At 70.6% G+C, this 18,087-nt stretch carries 14 protein-coding genes; all 14 read left to right on the top strand.

Annotated elements, in window-relative coordinates; translation table 11 throughout:
• Nucleotides 1–40 precede the first annotated feature (40 nt).
• The gene (locus AC1HIL_RS34835; RefSeq protein ID WP_479668979.1) at nt 41–1,708 is read left to right on the top strand and encodes a hydantoinase B/oxoprolinase family protein; all 1,668 of its coding nucleotides are present in this window, start codon (nt 41–43) and stop codon (nt 1,706–1,708) included.
• Nucleotides 1,705–3,837 (top strand): hydantoinase/oxoprolinase family protein, encoded by a 2,133-nt coding sequence (locus AC1HIL_RS34830; protein WP_479668980.1) that lies wholly within the window; start codon nt 1,705–1,707, stop codon nt 3,835–3,837. Before AC1HIL_RS34835 ends, AC1HIL_RS34830 begins: the two co-directional genes overlap by 4 nt.
• Nucleotides 3,834–4,856, top strand: coding sequence for a phosphoglycerate dehydrogenase (locus tag AC1HIL_RS34825; RefSeq protein WP_261216840.1), 1,023 nt, complete (start codon nt 3,834–3,836; stop codon nt 4,854–4,856). The genes AC1HIL_RS34830 and AC1HIL_RS34825 overlap by 4 nt, the downstream gene beginning before the upstream one ends.
• Before the next feature lie 22 nt (nt 4,857–4,878).
• A complete protein-coding gene (locus AC1HIL_RS34820; protein ID WP_479668981.1) occupies nt 4,879–6,243 on the top strand; it encodes an acyclic terpene utilization AtuA family protein in 1,365 nt (454 codons plus the stop codon).
• On the top strand, nt 6,240–6,551 hold the full coding sequence (locus AC1HIL_RS34815; RefSeq protein WP_479668982.1) for a DUF4387 family protein: 312 nt from the start codon (nt 6,240–6,242) through the stop codon (nt 6,549–6,551). Before AC1HIL_RS34820 ends, AC1HIL_RS34815 begins: the two co-directional genes overlap by 4 nt.
• 70 nt (nt 6,552–6,621) lie before the next feature.
• Nucleotides 6,622–7,620, top strand: a complete 999-nt coding sequence (locus tag AC1HIL_RS34810; RefSeq protein ID WP_479668983.1) for a Bug family tripartite tricarboxylate transporter substrate binding protein — start codon at nt 6,622–6,624, stop codon at nt 7,618–7,620.
• An 85-nt stretch (nt 7,621–7,705) separates the two neighbouring features.
• Nucleotides 7,706–8,605, top strand: coding sequence for a LysR family transcriptional regulator (locus AC1HIL_RS34805; RefSeq protein WP_261216824.1), 900 nt, complete (start codon nt 7,706–7,708; stop codon nt 8,603–8,605).
• Between the two features lie 127 nt (nt 8,606–8,732).
• A complete protein-coding gene (locus AC1HIL_RS34800; protein ID WP_479668984.1) occupies nt 8,733–9,971 on the top strand; it encodes a porin in 1,239 nt (412 codons plus the stop codon).
• A gap of 124 nt (nt 9,972–10,095) precedes the next feature.
• Nucleotides 10,096–11,358, top strand: a complete 1,263-nt coding sequence (locus tag AC1HIL_RS34795; protein ID WP_479668985.1) for an aminotransferase class III-fold pyridoxal phosphate-dependent enzyme — start codon at nt 10,096–10,098, stop codon at nt 11,356–11,358.
• 84 nt (nt 11,359–11,442) lie between these two features.
• Nucleotides 11,443–12,192 (top strand): GntR family transcriptional regulator, encoded by a 750-nt coding sequence (locus tag AC1HIL_RS34790; protein ID WP_479668986.1) that lies wholly within the window; start codon nt 11,443–11,445, stop codon nt 12,190–12,192.
• Entirely contained in the window at nt 12,189–13,076 is an 888-nt protein-coding gene (locus tag AC1HIL_RS34785) for a transketolase (RefSeq protein WP_261217378.1), read from the top strand. The genes AC1HIL_RS34790 and AC1HIL_RS34785 overlap by 4 nt, the downstream gene beginning before the upstream one ends.
• Nucleotides 13,073–14,119: a transketolase family protein gene (locus AC1HIL_RS34780; RefSeq protein WP_093355893.1), complete on the top strand. Its 1,047-nt coding sequence runs from the start codon at nt 13,073–13,075 to the stop codon at nt 14,117–14,119. Before AC1HIL_RS34785 ends, AC1HIL_RS34780 begins: the two co-directional genes overlap by 4 nt.
• Nucleotides 14,116–15,573 carry an amidase gene (locus tag AC1HIL_RS34775; RefSeq protein ID WP_479668987.1) on the top strand — a complete coding sequence of 486 codons (1,458 nt, stop codon included), beginning with the start codon at nt 14,116–14,118 and terminating at the stop codon, nt 15,571–15,573. Before AC1HIL_RS34780 ends, AC1HIL_RS34775 begins: the two co-directional genes overlap by 4 nt.
• A gap of 52 nt (nt 15,574–15,625) precedes the next feature.
• The gene (locus AC1HIL_RS34770) at nt 15,626–17,896 is read left to right on the top strand and encodes a penicillin acylase family protein (protein ID WP_479668988.1); all 2,271 of its coding nucleotides are present in this window, start codon (nt 15,626–15,628) and stop codon (nt 17,894–17,896) included.
• Nucleotides 17,897–18,087 lie beyond the last annotated feature (191 nt).

Here is an 18,087-nt window from a genome sequence, read left to right as displayed (position 1 = left end):
CGCCACGGGCCACGCCGATGGCCGCGAACAGGAAAAAGAGATGCCTTCCCGAGACAAAGAAACCATCGACCCGATCACCCTCGAAATCTGGTGGAGCCGGCTCGTCGCCATCGCCGACGAGGCGGCCACCGCGCTGCTTCGCACCGCTTTCTCGACGATCGTGCGCGAATCGAACGACTTCGCCACGGTGCTGATGAACCGGCATGGCCAGTCGATCGCCGAGAGCACCGGCGGGATTCCCGCCTTCGCCGGCATCGTGCCGCGCACCACCAGGGCGATGCTCGAAACCTACCCCGCGTCCGGCTGGCGCGAGGGCGATTGCCTGATCACCAACAACCCCTGGCTGGCGACCGGCCACCTGCCCGACATCGCGATCGTCACGCCGATCTTCTTCGCGGGCGAGCTGGCCGGCTTCGCTGGATCGGTGGCCCATTCGCCCGACATCGGCGGCAAGCCGGGCGCCGGGGCGCAGGAGCTCTACGAGGAGGGCGTGTGCATCCCGCCGATGCACCTCTACCGCGGCGGCCGGCGCAACGACGACATGCTCAAGCTGTTCCTCAACAACGTGCGGCTGCCCGAGCAGGTACTCGGGGACATCGAAGCGCAGGTCACGGCCAACGAGGTGTGCCGCCGCCGCACCGTGGATTTCATGACCGACGCCGGGCTGCGCTCGCTCGACGCCCTCTCGGAGGCGGTGCACGAGCGCTCGGAGATGGCGGTGCGCAAGGCGATCGCCGCGATCCCGGACGGCCGCTACGAATCCGCCATCGATGCCGACGGCTTCGCGCACCGGCCCACGCACATCCGCTGCGCGATCACCATCAGCGGCGACTCCATGACGGTCGACTACGAAGGCAGTTCGCCCCAGGTGGACCGCGGCACCAACTGCACGATGAACTACACGCAGGCCTACTCGGTCTATCCGATCAAGTGCGTGCTCGATCCCGCGACGCGCAGGAACGAGGGTTCGTACCGGCCGATCCTGGTCAAGGCGCCCGAGGGCAGCATCCTCAATGCGCGTCATCCGGCGGCCGTGGCGGCGCGCCACCTCACCGGCCACATGCTGTGCTGCGCGATCTACCAGGCGCTGGCGCGCGTGATCCCGGACCAGGTGCTGGCCGACAGCGGCGGCACGCCGGCGATGCGGGTGCGTTTCAGCGGTGCCACCGGCTCGGGCTCGCGCTTCGCGCAGATCCTGTTCGCCAGCGGCGGCATGGGGGCGTCGGCGCAGGGCGACGGGCTGTCGACCACGGCCTTCCCCACCAACTCGGGCGCCGGCAGCATCGAGGCGCTCGAAGCGGTGGCGCCGGTGCTGGTGCGCCGCAAGGAATACCGGACCGACTCCGGCGGCGCGGGCCGGCACCGTGGTGGGCTGGGGCAGCGTTGCGAGGTCGAGAACATCACCGGGCGGCCCATGCAACTGGCGCTGCTCGCCGACCGCGAGCGCCATCCCGCGCTCGGCATCCTCGGCGGCCGGCCCGGCGCGCCCACGGCCGCCTTGCTCTCGAACGGCGAGGCACTGTCGCTGAAGTCGAAGGTCGAGTTCCCGCCCGGCGAATGCGTGACGCTGCTGTTCGCGGGCGGCGGAGGCTACGGTCCGCCGCTAGAGCGCGATCCGGCGCGCTTGCGCCGCGATGTGTCGGACGGCTTCGTGTCGCCGGCGGCGGCCCTGGCCAGCTATGGGCAGGACGAGGGAGCGGTGCAATGAGAAGGACCACCCGCATCGGCGTCGACATCGGCGGCACCTTCACCGACTTCGTGCTGCACGACGAGGCACGCGGCATCACGCGCACCGGCAAGCGGCTGACCACGCCGGCGCAACCGAGCCAGGCCATCGTCGAGGGCATCGAGCGGCTGCTGGCCGAAACCGGCACGCGGGCCGGCCAGATCGCCAGCATCGTGCACGGCACGACGCTGATCACCAACACCGTGCTCGAGCGCACCGGTGCCAAGGTCGGGCTGCTGGCCACCGAGGGCTTTCGCGATGTGCTCGAGATGGGGCGGGAGAGCCGCTACGACGTCGATGACCTGTTCCTGCAGCCGGCGCCGCTGATCGTTCCCCGCTCGCTGCGCCTGGGCGTGGGCGGCCGGTTGCTCGCCGACGGCAGCGAGCGCACCCCGCTCGACGAGGAGGGCGTGGCGCGTTCGGTGCGCACGCTGGTGGAGGAACACCGCATCGAAGCCCTGGCGATCGCCTTCTTCCATGCCTACCGCAATCCAGCGCACGAGCGGCGCGCGCGGCAGATCGTGCACGGGCTGTACCCCGGCCTGCTGGTGAGCCTGTCGGCCGAGGTCGCGCCGGAGATCCGCGAGTTCGAGCGCACCACCACCGCTTGCGTCAATGCCTACGTGCAGCCGCGCGTGCACGGCTACCTCGACCGGCTCGGCGCCGACCTGGCGGCGCTGGGCTTCGAGGGCGACCTGCGGATCATGCTGTCCGGCGGCGGCATCACCACGGTCGACGAGGCCAAGCGCTATCCGGTGCGCCTGATCGAATCGGGCCCGGCGGCCGGCGCGATGGCGGCCGCCTTCGTGGCGCGCACCGCCGGCGAGCCGCGCATGGTGTCGTTCGACGTCGGCGGGACCACCGCCAAGATGTGCCTCATCGAGCAGGGGCAGCCGCACCTGAAGCACGACTTCGAGGCCGGGCGCCTGCGCAAGTTCAAGCAGGGTTCGGGCCTGCCGCTGAAGGTCACGGTCATCGACATGATCGAGATCGGCTCGGGCGGCGGCTCGATCGCCGCGGTGGACGCGGTGGGCCTGATGAAGGTCGGCCCGCGCAGCGCGAGCTCCGTGCCAGGGCCGGTCTGCTACAACCGCGGCGGCACCGAGCCGACGGTGACCGACGCCGACCTGCTGCTCGGTTGCCTCGACCCCGCGTTCTTCCTCGGCGGCGAGATGGCGCTGTCGATCGACAAGGTCCGCTCGGCCGTGAGCGAGAAGCTGGCCGGCCCGCTGGGCATCGGCAGCGAGGAGGCGGCGCGCGGGATCCGCAGCATCGTCGACGAGAGCATGGCCGCGGCCACGCGCATGCACCTGGCCGAGAAGGGCAAGGACCCGCGCGCCTACACGCTGTTCGCCTTCGGTGGCGCCGGTCCGGTCCACGCCTATGCGCTCGCCCGGCTGCTGAAGATGCGCAGGATCATCGTGCCGATGGGGGCCGGCGTGATCTCGGCGCTCGGGTTCCTGGTGGCGGCACCTGCGGTCGACGAGGTGCGTGGCTACGTGACCAGCCTGGAGCAGGTCGACTGGGACCACGTCAACCGCATCTATGCCGAGATGGAGGCCTCGGCCAGCGCGCTGCTGCTGGGGGCCGGCGGCGACGCGGGCCAGATCTCGCTGCGCTGGTCGGTGGACATGCGCTACCTGGGCCAGGGCTTCGAGATCACCGTGGACATTCCGCGCGGCCCCCTGGGCGCGGCCGATCGCGGCGCGATCCGCGATGCTTTCGTGGCCACCTACGCGGCGCGGTTCGACCGCACGGTGCGCGACGTCGGCATCGAGGCGATCAACTGGCGCCTGTCGGCGAGCCTGCCCGCGCAGGACATCAGCCTCGCGCATGCACCGGTGCAAAGCGATCCGCTGCGTGGCGTGCGGGTGGTAAATTTCGCCGAATTCGGCGACCTGCCGGCGCGGGTCTATGACCGCTATGCGCTCAAGCCCGGCGACCGTTTCCAGGGGCCGGCCGTGGTCGAGGAGCGCGAATCGAGCTGCAGCTTCGGTCCCGATTGCGTGTTCTCCATCGACCGGCACTTCAACCTGGTCATCGAGCTCGGTGCCGCGCCCGAAGTGGCGGCGAGCCGGGGCGCCGTGGCCGAGGAGGCTGCCGCGCCATGAGCACGCTCTTGTCGGCGCGGCGCGTGGTCGTCACGCAGCGCTTCTTCGATGCGCAGGCCCGCGCCTTTCTCGAACAGCACGGGTGCACGGTGAGCGAGGTCGAGCTTCCGGCTGGCGTGGCCGACGGGGATCTCGGCGTCGACGTCCTGCGGCGCCATCTCGAGGGCGCGCAGGGCTGGATCGTCGGCCATGCGCGCGTCGACGATGAGTTGCTGCGTGCGCTGCCCGCGCTGCGGGTCATCGCGCGGCGCGGCGTGGGGCACGAGCGGGTGGACCAGGATGCGGTGCGCCGCCACGGCAAGGTGGCGACCATCGCAGCGGGTGGCAACGACGCCGCGGTGGCCGACCATGCGATCGCGCTGATGCTGGCGGTGGGCCGCCGCCTGCACGAAGCGCGGGCACAACTCGTCGTCGGCGACTGGTCTATTCCGCTGGCCACCGAGCTCTACCGCAAGACCGTCGGTGTGGTGGGGCTCGGGCGCATCGGCCGCGGCGTGGTGAGGCGCCTGCGCGGCTTCGAGGCCCGGGTGCTGATCGCCACGCCCGAGCGCGACGAAGCCTTCGCCGCCGAGCAGGGCGCGCGCTTCGCCAGCCTCGACGAACTGCTGGCCTGCGCCGACATCGTCAGCCTGCACGCGCCGCTGACGCCGGCGACCCACAGCTTGATCGACGCCGCGGCGCTCACGCGCATGAAGCGCGGCGCCATCCTGGTCAACACCGCGCGTGGCGGCCTGGTCGACGATGCCGCGCTGCTGGCCGCGCTCGAGGAGGGGCGGCTCGGCGGCGCCGGGCTCGACGTGTTCGAAAGCGAGGCCGATCCCGGCTTGCAGGCGGTGACGCACGCGCTGCTGCGGCTGCCGCAGGTGGTCGCCACGCCGCATGCGGGGGCGTCGACGGCCGAGAGCCTCGCACGCACGAACCTGATCGCGGCGCGCTGCGTGGTGCAGGTCCTCGATGGTCAGACGCCCGCCGCCGAATGTCTTCTGGCCGATGGCCGCTCTCCCAACCTCTCCCGATGAAAGAAGAACGATGCAGACAAGCGTGAAAGTCCTGGTCCCCTCGGGCTCGATCGGCGCCGGCGCGCGATCGCAGCAGCCCTTCGAGCGCGGCATGCGCGAGCGTCCCGACGTGATCGCCGTGGACGGCGGCTCCACCGACTCCGGTCCGCACTACCTGGGATCGGGCCAGGCCAAGTGCTCGGTGGGCGCGTTGCGCTACGAGCTGCGGCAACTGATGGTCGCGCGTGCCGAGCTCGGCATTCCGCTCATCGTGGGCAGTTGCGGTACCTGCGGCTCCGATGCGGGCGTGAACCTCATGCGCGATCTGTGCCGCGAGATCGCGATCGAGCTCGGGCAGACCGTGCGCGTGGCCTGCATCTACAGCGAGCAATCGGCCGCGGCGGTGAAGACGGCGCTCGCGCAGGGCCGCATCTCCGGTCTGCAGCCACTGCTGCCGATCGACGACGCGCTGATCGAACGCTGCTCGCATATCGTCGCGGCCATGGGCGTGGAGCCGATCATCCATGCGCTCGGGCAGGGCGTGGACATCGTGCTCGCCGGGCGAGCGACGGACACAGCGCTGATGGCGGCCGTGCCGCTGATGCGCGGCGTCCATGCCGGGGCCGCCTGGCATGCGGGCAAGATCCTGGAGTGCGGCGCGCACTGCACCACCAAGCCGATGGCCGGCGCCGTGATGGCGACCATCGACCAGACCGGCTTCACCGTGCAGGCCCTGGCCGAGGGCGCGCGCGCCACGCCGCGGACCGTGCTGGCGCACATGCTCTACGAGAACTCGAACCCGCACGTGCTGGTCGAGCCGGGCGGCACGCTCGAGGTCGAGCGGGCCCGCTACGAATCGATCGACGACCAGCGCGTGCGTGTCGAGGGCTCGACCTGGACGCCGGCCGATGCCTACACCGTCAAGCTCGAGGGCGCCGCGCCGGCCGGACATCAGGCGCTGATCATGTGCCTGCTGCGCGCGTCGCGCTACAAGGACCGCTTCGACGAATGGATCGGGAATCTCGAGCGGCGCTCGCGCGAACTGATCGCGCTGCAGCTCAAGCTGGAGAGCGGCGACTACCATCTGCAGTTCCGCGCCATCGGCCGCGACGCGACGCTCGGTGCGCTGGAATCGCTCCCGGGCAGCCCGGCCGAGATCGGGGTGATGGCGATCGTCACCTCGCCCACGCAGGAGCGCACCCGGGAACTGCTGGCGATCCTCAACTCGCCGATGCTGCACTTCCCGCTGCCGGACGACGAGGAACTGCCCACGCACTGCTTCCCGCTGTCGCCCGCCTCGATGAACCGGGGCGTGGTGTACGAGTTCGTGCTCAACCACGTGATGACGGTGTCCGATCCGCTGTCGCCGTTCCGTTTCGACTACGCCACCTTCGGAGAACCGCAGTGACCCGCCCCGATCCTTCCAGCTACGACGTGCGCTCCAAGAATGCCGGGCCGTTCTGGCTCACCATCGACATCTTCTGTCACGATGCCCGGGCCTTCCAGGCGCTGTGCGACGAGCCGCGGCTGCGGTCCGACGAGATCGCCCGGCTGCTGCGCGGCGATGCCGCCAGCGTGAAGGTGTTTCGCATCGAGGCGCTCAACGTCATCAAGATCAGCCTGCCGAGGCCGGTGGTGCAGGGGTCGCTCGAGGACCGCGACCTGCACGGCGCGCAGTGGGCCCATCTCGTGCAGGAATCGCTGACGCGCGACTGAGCCGCGCGTCGACCTGCATCACGAACAACGACAAGGGGCCGTACTCGATGCGGCCTGCCGGAGACAAGACATGCCAACGACGACCATCCCTTTCAACCCGCGGCGCCGCCGCGCGCTGGCCATCGGTGCCGCCGCGTTCCTGCCCGCTCCCTTCGCCTGGGCGCAGGGCTATCCGACGAAGCCGATCCGGCTGATCCTGCCGAATGCGCCGGGCTCCTCGGTCGACAACATGGCGCGCCAGCTCTCGGTCGGACTCGGTGCCGCGCTCGGGCAGTCGATCGTGGTCGAGAACGTGCCCGGCTCGGGCGGGCTGATCGGCATCAGCCAGATGCTGCGCGCGCCGCGCGACGGCTACACCATCGGCATGGTGGCGAACAACTATGCGATCGGTCCCAGCCTCTATCGGCTGCCCTACGACCCCGCCAGGGACATCGTCCCGGTGTCGCTGCTGGTGACGGGGCCGATGGTGCTGGTCACGCACCCCGCGCTGCCGGCCCGCACGCTGGCGGATTTCATCGCGCTCGCGAAGTCGCGGCCGGCCGAGAAGTCGCTGAGCTTCGGCAGCGCGGGCGTGGGCACCGTCGGCCACCTCGCGGGCGAGCTGATGGCGACGTCGGCCGACGTGAAGCTGCTGCACGTGCCCTACAAGGGCAACAACAACTTCACCACCGACCTCGTCGGCGGGCAGCTCGATGCCGGCTTCATTGCGGCGGGCGTCGCGATGCCGCTGGTCAGGCAGGGCAGCCTGCGCGCGCTGGCGCTCACCACGCCGAGGCGCCTGGCGCTGATGCCCGAGGTTCCGCCGATGGCCGAGGCCGGCTTGCCCGGTTTCGATCTCGGCGGCTGGCAGGCGATGATCGCGCCGGCCGGCATTCCGGCGCCGGCGCTCGAGCGGCTCAACGCGGAGATCGTCCGGGTGCTGAAGTCGAAGGAGGTCTCCCGCTTCATCGAGGAGCAGGGCAGCCAGGTGGTGGCGAGTTCGCCGGCGGAGGCCGGGAAGCTGATCGCGCGCGACATCGCGCGCTATGCGGACTTGTCGCGCCGCATCGGCCTGAAGCCCGAGAATTGATGCGCCGCCGGCGCCGAAGGGCCGGCAGCCGTCGGTTGCAATGCGCCATCGGCGACCCCTTCACCCAGCCGACGAGGCGGCCGCCATGAAGCAACTCGAGTTCACCACCCTCCGGCTCTTCGCCGCCGTCGCCGAGGCCGGCAGCCTTTCGGCGGCCGCGGAGAAAAGCAATATCGCGGTGGCGGCGGTCAGCAAGCGCATCAGCGATCTCGAGAGCTCGACGGGCAGCCAGTTCTTCCATCGCCATGCGCGCGGCATGACGCTCACGCCCGCGGGGCGCGCCTTGCTGCAGCACGCCAGGCAGATCCTGTTCGGCGTCGATCGCATGCACATGGACCTGAGCCAGTACGCGCTCGGCGCGAAGGGGCTGGTGCGCGTGGCGGCGACGGGTTCGGCGGTCACGCAATTCCTGCCGGGCGAGCTCAAGCGCTTCGGCGACCTGCATCCGAACATCGCCATCGACCTGTCGGAATGGACGAGCGAGCAGATCGTCGACGCCGTGCTCGACGGACGCGTGGACATGGGCATCTTCATCGGGCCCAGCGGCAACGATGCGATCGCCACCTATCCGTACCACACCGATCGGCTGTGCCTGGTGGTGCCCAAGGGCCACCCGCTGGCCGCGCGCCCCAGCGTGCGCTTCGCCGACACGCTGGACGAGGACTTCATCGGCCTGTCGCCGAGCAGCTCGATCGCGCAGCACCTGATGGCGGCGAGCGGCGGCAAGCTGAAGGTGCGCATCAACGTGCGCGGTTGCGATGCGCTGTGCCGCATGGTGGCCGAGGGCCTGGGCATCGGCGTGAGTCCCTACCTGATCGTGCGGCACTACGTGTCGGCCACGCCTGTCGAGCTGGTGGCGCTCGAGGACGATTGGGCGCGGCGCCAGCTGCTGATCGGCATCCGTTCGGGCGACGACGGCTTGTCGGGAGCCGCGCAGTCCTTTCTCGCGCACTGCATCGAGGCGGCCGCGCGCCCGCCCGGCTGAGGCTTTCTCCAGCGGCGAAGGGCGTCCGCCCTCGAAGCTAAACCGCGCCGCCGCCCTTCTTTCTAAATTCCAGTGGCCCTCGCACCGGCGGTGCGAGCAGGCAGACAAGAACCACTGGAGACAACCCATGAAACCAAGCCTTGCCGCGACCGCGGCAGTCGCTGCGGCCTGCGCCGCTTCCGCCGCTTCGGCGCAGTCGTCGATCCTCATGTTCGGCGTGGTCGACACGGCCATCGGCACGTTCTCGAGCCGCGCCGAGCCTTCCTTGCGCACGCTCGCCAGCGATCCCGCGGCGGCCGCGCGCGGCGCCATCGGCCTGCGCCGCAAGGCGATGATCAACTCGGGCCACAACTCGAGCCGCTTCGGCTTTCGGGGCACGGAAGACCTCGGCGGCGGCCTGGCCGCGAGCTTCTGGCTCGAGGCACCGATCTCGAACGACGACGGCCAGACCGGCATCGCCTCGTTCTCGCGCCGCTCCACCGTCAGCCTGTCGGGCGGCTTCGGCGAGATCCGCCTGGGCCGCGACTACACGCCCACCTTCTGGAACGACTCGGTGATGGACCCCTTCGGCCAGGTCGGGCCGGGAACGAACCTGCTGCTCGCGGCCAGCACGAGCGAGCCGGGCTTCGGTGCCAACGGCAACTACGCGCGCGTCGGCAATTCGGTGGGCTATTTCCTGCCGAAGGATCTCGGCGGCTTCTATGGGCAGCTGATGTACGGCTTTCACGAGAACACGCGCTACACGCCGGGCGACAGCACGCCGCCGGGCATCGGGCCTTCCGGCCGGCTCAACGCCGGCGCGGTGCCGGCGGTGCGTGCCGGCCGCTATCTCGGCGGGCGCTTCGGCTATGCGAGCGGCCCGCTCGACATCGCCCTGGCCTACAGCACCAACACCGTGGCCGACAGCTTCTATGCGGGAACCACGGACAGCGTGCGCACGGCCAATCTCGGCGTGGCCTACGACTTCGAGGTGGCCAAGCTCACGGCGGAGCTCTCGCGCGTGGAGCGCGTGCGCAGATACGCGCAGCCGCCAGCCGTGGGCGCGGTGCCGGACACGGAGCTTTCGGGCTATCTGCTCGGCGTGCAGGTGCCGATCGGGCCGGGCCTGTTCCGCGCGTCCTATGCGCGGGTGCGCTACGACCTGAACGCGGCGTTCCCCGCGGCCGACCCCTCGGCGTCGAAGCTCGCGATCGGCTATGTGCACAACCTCTCGAAGCGCACGGCGCTGTATGTCACGGCGGCGCGGGTGCGCAATCGCAACGGAGCTGCGTTGATCGTCGGCGGGGCGCCCGCGTTCACGGCGACCGCGGGCTATGTGCCCGCGACCTCGACCGGCTACGTGATGGGCGTGCGGCACGCCTTCTGAGCCGGGCGCGAGGGGAGGGCGCGCCGGCCCAGGGCGTTGAGCGGGGCTGCGAATCCGGGGTTTGTACTACATCAAACATGATATATCATGTGTCAAACTTCGAAAAAGCAGCCAAGGATCCCGCATGCCGTCCGTGTCTCCCGCCGCCTCGTCCCCCTTGTCGAACCAGCACGATCTCCAGCTTCGGCAACGCGCCGCCAAGGTCGTGCCCGGCGGCATGACGGGGCACTTGAATGCCGCGGGCCTGCCCGCGGGCTATCCGCAGTTCTTCGAGCGCGGCCAGGGCTGCCGCGTCTGGGACGTCGACGGCAACGAATACATCGACTTCATGTGCAGCTGGGGCCCGAACCTGCTGGGTCATCACCATCCGGTGGTCGATGAGGCGGCCCGCAGGCAACAGGCGCTGGGCGACTGCCTCGACGGTCCCACGGCGCGCTTCGTCGAGCTGGCCGAACGCTTCGTCGCGCGCAGCGCCCATGCCGACTGGGTGCTGTTCCAGAAGAACGGCACCGATGCCACCACCGTCTGCCTGATGGTGGCGCGCGCGGCCACCGGCAAGCGCAAGGTGCTGGTCGCGACCAAGGCCTATCACGGCGCCGATCCCTGGTGCACGCCGATCCCGCAGGGCATCACGCCCGAGGACCGCGCGCACCTGATCCACTACACCTACAACGACATCGCGAGCCTCGAGGCTGCCGCGGCCCAGGCGGGTTCCGATCTGGCGGCCATCGTCTGCGCGGCCTTCAAGCACGACCTGGGCATCGACCAGGAGCTGCCCACGCCCGAGTTCGCACGCCGTGCCCGCGCGCTGTGCGACCAGGCCGGTGCCGCGCTGATCCTCGACGAGGTGCGCGCGGGTTTCCGCGTGCACGCAGGCGGCAGCTGGGAGGCGGTGGGCGTGCGGCCCGACCTCAGCGCCTGGAGCAAGTCGATCGCCAATGGCTATGCGCTTGCTGCCGTGACCGGCGTCGATGCGCTGCGCGAAGCGGCCACGCGCATCTACACCACGGGCTCGTTCTGGTCGGGCGGCGTGGCGATGGCCGCGGGCCTGGCAACGATCGAAGTGGCCGATGCGCAGGACGTGGTGGGCCATGTGCAGGCCATGGGCCAGCGTTTCCGTGACGGCATCGCCGCGCAGTCCGCGAGCCATGGGGTGCCGGTGCGCCAGACGGGTCCGGCCGCGTTGCCGCTGATCCTGTTCGACGAAGACCCGGGCTTCGACAAGGGGGCCGTGTTCACGGTCGAGGCGTTGCGCCGCGGCGTCTACCTGCACCCGAAGCACAACATGTTCCTGTCGCTGGCACATACCGTGCAAGACATCGACATGGCCCTGCAGGCCACCGACGCGGCCTTCGCCGCCGTCGCCCAACGCTTCGGCCACCGCTGAGCCGCTCCCACGTGCGAGTCCCCGAAACGCGAACGCCACAATAGCCGCGCGATTCACGCACCCGCACTCAAGGAGAGAGAAGCCATGGCAACCCCCGTCATCAACGTGGTCGAACGCACCAACCTCGCGAGCCAGATCTACGAGCACCTGCGCGAGCAGCTGATGTCGGCCACCTTCCAGCCGGGCCAGCGCCTGAAGATCCGCGACTTGGCCAAGACCATGGGCACCAGCGAGACGCCGGTGCGCGAGGCCCTGATCCAGCTGGTGCGCGACCGCGCGCTCGAGATGAAGGAGGGCTACTTTATCCGCGTGCGCCAGCTCTCGCTGGCCGAGTACCTCGAGCTGCGCGACATCCGCTTCGCGCTCGAGCCGCTGGCCGCCGAGCGAGCCGTGCCATTGCTCGACAACGCCACGATCAAGCAGCTGACCGAGAGCCATCGCCTGCTGGTACGCGCGGAGAAGACCAAGGACTACCGCGCCGCGCTCCAGCACAACTTCGACTTCCATTTCGGCATCTACCGCCATTCCGGCATGCCGCAGCTCACCGAGCTGCTGGACCGCATCTGGGTGCAGGTCGGTCCGATGCTGAATTTCCTCTACCCGCACGGCCATCCGACCTACGACGCCGAGCATCAGCACGTGAACGTGCTGCGCGGCCTGCAGCAGCGCGACACGGCGATGGTGCGCAAGGCCATCGAGGACGACCTGATCGAAGGCGGCCGCGACTTCGTGCGCGTGCTGAAGGAAATCGACGCCAATCCCGCGCGCGCCGAGGAACTGCTCGCGCTGCGCAACCAGCCACCCCCTTCCAGCAGAAAGAAAAGCACTACATGACGGACCCCGGCAGCGCCCTGCACCCCACGGCATTCCCTCCCGACTGGCAACGCCGCGACCGCCTCGCGCTGCCCGTGCCGGAACTCCGGCGCGTGGCGCACACCTTGCGCCGCCAGGTCATCGAGCTCGTGCGCCGCCATGGCCAGGGCTATGTGCAGCAGGGCCTGGGCGCCGCCGAGATCTTCGCGAGCCTCTATTTCCACGAGGCACGCATCGACCCCGCCGATGCACGCTGGGAGGAGCGCGACCGCTGCATCCTCTCGACCGCGCACAACTCCGCGCTGTTCCATGCGGCGCTCGCGCTGCGCGGCATGATCCCCTCGGCCTCGCTCGACGACTACGTGAAGGACGGCTCGGCGCTCGAGATCAACGTCTCGGAGCGGCTCGGCCCCGTGGTCGAAGGCACCTTCGGCTCGCTGGGCCAGGGCATGTCGGTGGCCGCTGGCATGGCGCTGGCCTCGCGCATCCGCGGCATCGACTACCGCGTGAACGTGGTGCTCGGCGACGGCGAGCTCGAGGAGGGCCAGGTCTGGGAGGCCGCGATGCTCGCGGGCTCCGAGGGCCTGCACAACCTCTGCGTGGTGCTCGACCTCAACTGGATGCAGGTCGAGGGCCACACCGACAGCGTGTTGCGCCTCTCGCCCATCGCCGACAAGTTCCGCGCCTTCAACTGGCAGGTGATCGAGCTCGACGGCCACGACCTCGAGGCGCTGCTCGCGGCCTTCGCGGCCGCGCGCGGGCAGAGCGCGCGGCCGACCATGATCGTCGCCACCACGGTGCCCGGAAAGGGCGTGAGCCTGCTCGAGGGCGTGATCAGCCACAACGCGAAGCTGCCGGCCGAGGTGGCCGACGCGGCGCTGCGCGAACTGGGAGAAATGGCATGAACGCGAACATCAAGGCGCCGGCGCGCACGCTCGAGGTCGAAGACTTCACGCAGGGCGGTGCCCACACCGCGATGTCGGCCGCGCAGTCGGCGGGTGCATCTTCGGTGCCGCGCTACTACGGCGAGGCGCTGCTCGCACTTGCGCGCGAACGCCGGAACATCGTCGCGCTCTCGGCCGACCTCACCTCATCGACCGAGACCGACATCTTCCGCGACACCTTCCCCGAGCGCTTCCTGAACCCCGGCATCGCCGAGGCCAACATGGTGGGCGTGGCCGGCGGCCTCGCGCGCAGCGGGCTGCAGGCCTGGGTCCACACCTTCTGCGTGTTCGCCACGCGCCGGCCCTTCGACCAGATCGCGATGCAGGTCGCCTATCCGCGCACCGATGTCAAGATCGTCGGCTTCCTGCCGGGCCTGTCGACCATCCTCGGCGTGAGCCATCAGGCGATCGACGACATCGCGCTGATGCGGGCACTGCCGAACATGACGGTGATCGAACCCTCGGGCCCGGCGCAGGTGCCGGCCGCGGTACGTGCCGCGGCCGACCACAAGGGACCGGTGTACCTGCGGTTGCTGCGCGCGTCCGCGGCCCTGCCCGAGGGCACGCCCTGGGAGCCGCTCGAGCTCGGCCGCATCCAGCCGCTGGACGACGGCGATGGCGAGGCCCTGATCGTCGCGAGCGGCCTGATGGTCGAGCCCGCGAAGGCGGCGGCACGCGCGCTGCGCGCGCAGGGCATCGCGGTCGGCGTGGCCAACGCGCACACGCTCAAGCCTTTCGACGAGGCCTTCATCCAGCGGCAGCTCGCGCGCCGGCGCCTGATCGTGACGGTGGAGAACCATTCCATCGTCGGCGGCCTGGGCTCGGCCGTGGCCGAGGTGCTGGCCGAGGCCGGTGCCGGCACGCGGCTGGTGCGCCTGGGCGTGCGCGACCGTTTCGCGCAGGGCGCCTCGATGCCCTGGCTGTTCGAACGCCACGGCCTCACGGCGCAGGGCATCGCCGACGCGGTGCGCGAGGCATTGGCTTCGGGCGAGAAGACGCGATGACCGACGCCGTGCTGGTGCCCGAGCTCTGCCGGCTGCCCGCGCGCGAGCTGGCGGCGCTGATCCGGCGCCGCGCGCTGTCGTCGCGCGAGGTGGTGAGCGCCTTCCTGCAACAGGTCGATGCGCTCAACCCGCGCTTCAACGCGATCGTCTCGCGCGTCGAGCGCGAGCAGGTGCTGGCCGAGGCCGACGCGGCCGATGCGGCGGTGGCGCGTGGCGACGCGCTGGGCGCGCTGCACGGCCTGCCGCAGGCGATCAAGGACACGGCGCCGGTGCGCGGCATGCGCTCCACCTTCGGTTCGCCGCTGTTCGCCGACCACCTGCCGGCGGCCGACGCGATCATGGTCGAGCGCATGCGCGCGGCCGGCGCGATCTTCATCGGCAAGACCAACGTGCCCGAGTTCGGCCTGGGCTCGCACACCTACAACCCGGTGTTCGGCGCCACGGGCAATGCCTGGGACCCGCGCTTCAGCGCCGGCGGCTCCAGCGGCGGCACGGCGGTGGCGCTCGCGCTGCGCATGCTGCCGGTGGCCGACGGCGCCGACATGGGCGGCTCGCTGCGCAACCCGGCGGCCTTCAACAACGTGCTGGGGCTGCGGCCCTCACAGGGGCGGGTGCCGTTCTGGCCGCGCGGCGATGCCTTCGCCGGGCAACTGACCACGGAAGGCCCGATGGGCCGCAGCGCCGACGACCTCGCGCTGCTGCTGTCGGTGCAGTCGGGCTACGATGCGCGCGCGCCGCTGTCGCTCGACGGCGCGGTGCCCGACTGGCACGACCGCCTCGAGCGCGATTTCGCCGGCGCGCGCATCGGCTGGCTCGGCGACCTCGGCGGCCACCTGCCGTTCGAGCCCGGCATCCTCGCGCTGTGCGAAGCGGCCCTCGCGCGCTTCGGCGATGCGGGCCTGCGGGTCGAGCCGGTGCGCACCGACTTCGACTGGGAGCGCGTCTGGCACGCCTTCACCGTGCTGCGCCAGTTCATCATCGGCGGCAAGCATGGCGCGCACTACGACGTGCCGGCCTCGCGCGCACTGCAGAAGCCCGAGTTGCAATGGGAGATCGAGCAGTACCGCCGGCTCTCGGCCGACGACCTCTACCGCGCCGCGCTCGACCGCACCGCCTGGTACGACTGCCTGCTGGGCCTGTTCGAGCGGCACGACTTCCTCGCGCTGCCGACCGCGCAGGTCTTTCCCTTCGCGATCGGGGAGCACTGGCCGCGCGAGATCGCGGGTCGTGCCATGAGCAGCTACCACCGCTGGATGGAGGTGGTCACGCCCGGCACGCTGTCGGGCTGCCCGGTCATCAGCCTGCCCGTGGGCTTCGATGCGCGCGGCCTGCCGATGGGCATGCAGATCATCGGCCGTCCGCGCGACGACCTGTCGGTGCTGCAGCTCACGCATCTCTACGAAAGCCTCAGTCCCTTCCTGCGGATGGCGCCGCCCGCGCTGCGCATGGATTGAGGGGCGGGCTCCCGCACACGCACAGAACGAACGAGACAAGGAGCACCACCCGATGAACACGACCCACCCGCTGAAGGGACTGCACGCCCCGGTGGACCTGTGGCGCGATGCCTGGGGCATTCCGCACCTGCGCGCCGCCAACGCCGACGACGCCTTTTTCGCGCTCGGCCATGTGCATGCGAGCGACCGCCTGTGGCAGATGGATGCGCTGCGCCGCCGCGCGATCGGCCGCTATGCCGAATGGATCGGCCCGGCCGCCGTGCCGATGGACATGCTGGTGCGCCGGCTCGGCCTGGCCGACTGCAGCCGCCGCGACCTCGCCGCGCTCGGCGCCCCCGCGCGCGCCATGCTCGCGGCCTACACCGCGGGCGTGAATGCCTTCATTGCGAAGGGCGAGCTGTCGCCCGAGTACGCGCTGCTCGGCGAGACGCCCGAGCCCTGGGAGGAGTGGCACAGCATCGCGGTGCTGCGCCAGACCGGGCTGCTGCTGAACTCCGTCTATCCGAAGCTGTGGCGCGCCATCGCGCTGCCGGTGATCGGCGCCGAGGCGATCGATCGCCTGCGCATGGACGACGGCGGCGAGGAACTGGTCTGCCTGCCGCCGGGTTCGCTGGCCGGGCGGCTGTCGCCCGACATGGCCGAGCTGGCCGATGCCATCTCGACCTTCATCGGCGAGGCCGACACCGAGGCGGCCGGCGGCGGCAGCAACAACTGGGCGGTGCACGGCAGCCGCACGCGCAGCGGCCGGCCGCTGGTGGCGGGCGATCCGCACCGTGTGCTCGACATGCCCAACATGTACCTGCAGTGCCACCTCGCCTGCGATGCCTTCGACGTGATCGGCCTGACCTCGCCGGGCGTGCCGGGCTTTCCGCACTTCGCGCACAACCCCGACGTGGCGTGGTGCGTGACGGTGGCCTTCGTCGACACGGCCGACGTCTACCTCGAGCGCTTCGAGGACGAAGGCCGGCGCTACCTGCGCAGCGACGCGCCCGGCGGCGGCGATGCGCAATGGGCCGAGGTCGAGCGCCGCGTGGAACGCATCCGCGTGCGCGGCCAGGCCGACGTGGACTGCGAGATCCTCGTGACCGCGCGCGGCCCGGTGGTGGCCGGCGACGCGAAGAGCGGCAGCGCGCTGGTGCTGCGCCATTCGGCCGACGTGGAGGCCGACCGCTCGCTCGACTGCATGCGCCCGATGATGGAGGCGCGCAGCGTCGATGCACTGTTCGAGTCGGTGCGCGGCTGGGGCCTGGTCGACCACAACCTGGTGGCCGGCGACACGCAGGGCCACATCGGCCACCACGTGCGCGCCAAGGTGCCGCGGCGCGCGGCCGCCAACGGCTGGCTGCCGGTGCCGGGCTGGCTCGATCGCCATGCCTGGAAGGGCTGGATCGACTGGGAGCGCATGCCGCGCCAGATCGATCCCGCAGCGGGCCTCATCGTCACCGCCAACAACCGCGTGGTCGAGCGCCATGACGACTATCTCTGCACCGACTGCCATCCGCCGCACCGCGCGCAGCGCATCTGGCAGCTGCTGGTGGCGATGGAATCGGCCGATGTCGCGGGCATGGAGGCCGTGCACCGCGACACGCTGAGCCTGCCGGCGCGCGAAATCTGTGCGCGGCTCGCACCGTTGACGCTGGCCGATGCCCCATCGCGTGCATTGCGCGACCGCCTCGTGGCCTGGGACGCGCGCCTCGAGGCCGATTCGCAGGAAGCCGATGCCTATGTGTCGCTGCGCATGGCGCTGGCGCGCGCGGTGGCGCGGCGCAGCGGGCTCGCCGCGCTCGATGTGAGCCGGCAGCGCACCGTGCCGCCCGGTCTCGCGATCGACTACCAGCTCGGCTGGTGCGTGCCGCAGTTGCTGCGTGCCGACGATCGCGCGCTGCTCGGCGGCGCGAGCTGGGACGAGGTGCTGACCGAGGCCCTGGCCGAGGTCGCGCGCCTGCCGCTGGCGGCATGGGGCGAGCGGCACCGGCTCGAGCTGCGCCATCCGCTGGCGCCGGTATTCCCCGCCGAGCCCTTGGTGGCGACGCGCGACATGGGCGCGATCGGCGGCGACAACGAAACCGTCTTCACCACCGGCTACCTGCCGCACCTGGGCCCGCACGCGCACTACGCCTCGCTGGCGCGCTACGTGTTCGACGTGGGGCAGTGGGAGGCCTGCCGCTGGATCGTGTTCCACGGCGCGGCCGGCGATCCGCGCGATGCGCACTACGCCGACCAGAGCGCCACCTGGCGGCGCGCGGAAACGGTGCCGATGCACTACGACTGGCGCACCGTCGCGGCCGAAGCCGCTTCGCACGCGCGGCTCACGCCGGCCTGAGGCCGCGGCGCGCGAGCGCCGCTGGCACCGCGCCTACCGCAAGGTCGGCGCAAAAAAGAGAAAGCGCGCACAGCTCTTGCATGGGAGATGCCCGGATTGTCTTCGTTTGACACATGATATATCGTGTATCAAATTTCATATCGAGAGATTTCCAGCGTTTTTCCACGAACCCTCGAAACCCTGAAAGGAAC

Source organism: Variovorax sp. ISS6 (assembly GCF_056523145.1).
Note: the sequence above shows the minus strand (reverse complement) of the source record. Positions and strands in the feature narration are given on the sequence as shown.